Source organism: Dietzia sp. UBA5065, from assembly GCA_002415925.1.
Taxonomy (GTDB): Bacteria; Actinomycetota; Actinomycetes; order Mycobacteriales; family Mycobacteriaceae; genus Dietzia.
The window spans coordinates 4,504-6,478 of record DIAZ01000071.1; the positions used below are offsets into that span (position 1 = coordinate 4,504).

General features: G+C 74.8%; 2 protein-coding genes and 1 pseudogene. 1 reads left to right on the top strand and 2 read right to left on the bottom strand.

Going from position 1 to position 1,975, the window contains the following annotated elements:
• Window positions 1-223, bottom strand: a 223-nt coding sequence (locus tag B4M60_RS05245) for a molybdenum cofactor biosynthesis protein MoaE (protein ID WP_291080965.1), incomplete at its 3' end; no start/stop codon positions are given.
• A gap of 48 nt (window positions 224-271) precedes the next feature.
• Entirely contained in the window at window positions 272-1,291 is a 1,020-nt protein-coding gene (moaCB, locus tag B4M60_RS05250) for a bifunctional molybdenum cofactor biosynthesis protein MoaC/MoaB (RefSeq protein ID WP_291080967.1), read from the bottom strand.
• Between the two features lie 61 nt (window positions 1,292-1,352).
• Here moaCB and B4M60_RS05255 point away from each other — a divergent pair.
• Window positions 1,353-1,975: pseudogene (locus B4M60_RS05255) on the top strand (NADH:flavin oxidoreductase/NADH oxidase); the annotation flags it as partial.

Sequence of the window (1,975 nt, forward strand, 5' to 3'; positions counted from 1 at the left end):
TGTGCTCGGTGGCCACCTCGCCGGCGAGGCGTTCCAGCACGTCGCGGGCCGTGGGGTGGGCCGAGTACTCGATGTCCAGGACGTCACGGCCGCCGTCGTGGTCGCGCACCACGCCGCTGAACGTGACCATCGCCCCGTCGGAGGCGCTCCAGACGGCCCTCTCGACGTCTCGGGCGTCGATCGCGGACTCGGTGATCTGCACGAGCGGACTGCGGACTGTCATGATCGGTTCCTCCTCGCGCTGACTGCCCCGGGCGGCAGGCGCGGGCCGCTAGTGGCCACCGCCGTGGGCGTGGACGTCGAGCAGGTGGTCCAGCAGCCCGTCGAGGACCGCCAGGCCGTCGCGCACCCCGCCCCCCGAACCCGGGAGGTTCACCACAAGGGTACGTCCGGCGAAGCCCGCCAGGCCACGGCTCATCGCGGCGGTGGGGGTCGCGGTCAGCCCCCGTGCGCGGATGGCCTCGGCCACCCCGGGCAGCGCCAGCTCGAGGTGCGGCGCGGTGGCCTCGGGGGTGCGGTCGTCCGGGGCGACGCCCGTCCCGCCGGTGGTGAGCAGGACGGCCGGGGAGCGGCGGATATGCTCGGTGACGGCCGCGGCGATGCCGGCGTCGGCCACAACGTGGACCTCGACGGGGGAGAAGCCGCGCTCGAGGAGCCAGCCCTCGAGGGCGGGGCCGGTGGTGTCCTCGCGGCGGCCGTGGGCGGCGGCGGTGGAGGAGACGACGACGACGGCGCTGCGGCCCGGATCGAGCACCGCGGGCTCCGGCTGCGCGAGAGCGCCCGGGTCGTCCGACCCGCGCGTCCAGTCGCCGCGCTTCCCCCCGGTCTTGGCGGCCAGGCGGACCCCGTCCATGGTGGCCAGGGGGTCGACCGCCTTGACCATGTCGTGCAAGGTCAACCCCGCCACCGAGACCGCGGTGAGCGCCTCCATCTCCACCCCGGTGCGGCCGGTCGTCCTCGCCGTGGCCGACACCCGGATCTCGCCGGCCGGTTCGTCCGGGTCGAAGCGCACCTTGACCGAGTCCAGCGGGATCTGGTGGCAGAGCGGGATGAGCTCGGAGGTCTTCTTGGCTGCCCCGATCCCGGCGAGGCGGGCGGTGGCCAGCACGTCCGCCTTGCCGAGCGCGTCGCCCGCGACCCTGCGGACCACGTCCGGGCGGGTGCGGAAGATCCCCTCGGCGGTGGCGGTCCGGGTGGTGACGGCCTTGTCGCCCACGTCGACCATCCGGACCCGGCCCTCGGTGTCGAGGTGGGTGAGCTGCGGCTCGCTGGTCGGGTGCGCGTCGTTCATGGTGTCCACGCTAGTCGGCCGCGTGGGCGGTCCCCGGGGTGTGCAGGGTTTAATCGCGGGTATGGCGCACCTCTTCGACCCGATCCGCATCCGCGACCTCGAGATCCGTAATCGGGCCTGGCTCTCGCCCATGTGCCAGTACTCGTGCGAGGCCCGCGACGGGGTCCCCACGCCGTGGCACCTCGTGCACCTGGGCGCGCGGGCGCAGGGCGGGTTCGGGCTCATCCTCGCCGAGGCGTCGGCCGTGGTGCCGGAGGGGCGGATCAGTCCCGAGGACGCCGGCCTGTGGAACGACGCCCAGCGCGACGCGTGGGCCCCGATCGTGGACTTCGCGCACTCGCAGGGTGCGGCCATCGGGATCCAGCTGGCCCACGCCGGACGCAAGGCGTCGGCGTACCGGGCGTGGCCGGGCCACCCCGTCGGGTCGATGCCGCCGGAGGAGGGTGGGTGGGCCACCGTCGCGCCGTCGGCCGTCCCGTTCGGGGACATGGCCACGCCCGAGGCGCTGGACGCGGAGGGCATCGGCGGCGTGGTGGCCGCGTTCGCCGACGCCGCCCGCCGCGCCGACGAGGCCGGGTTCGACGTGGTGGAGATCCACGCCGCTCACGGGTACCTCCTCCACGAGTTCCTCTCGCCCCTGTCCAACGAGCGGGCGGACGCGTACGGCGGCTCCCGGGAGAACCG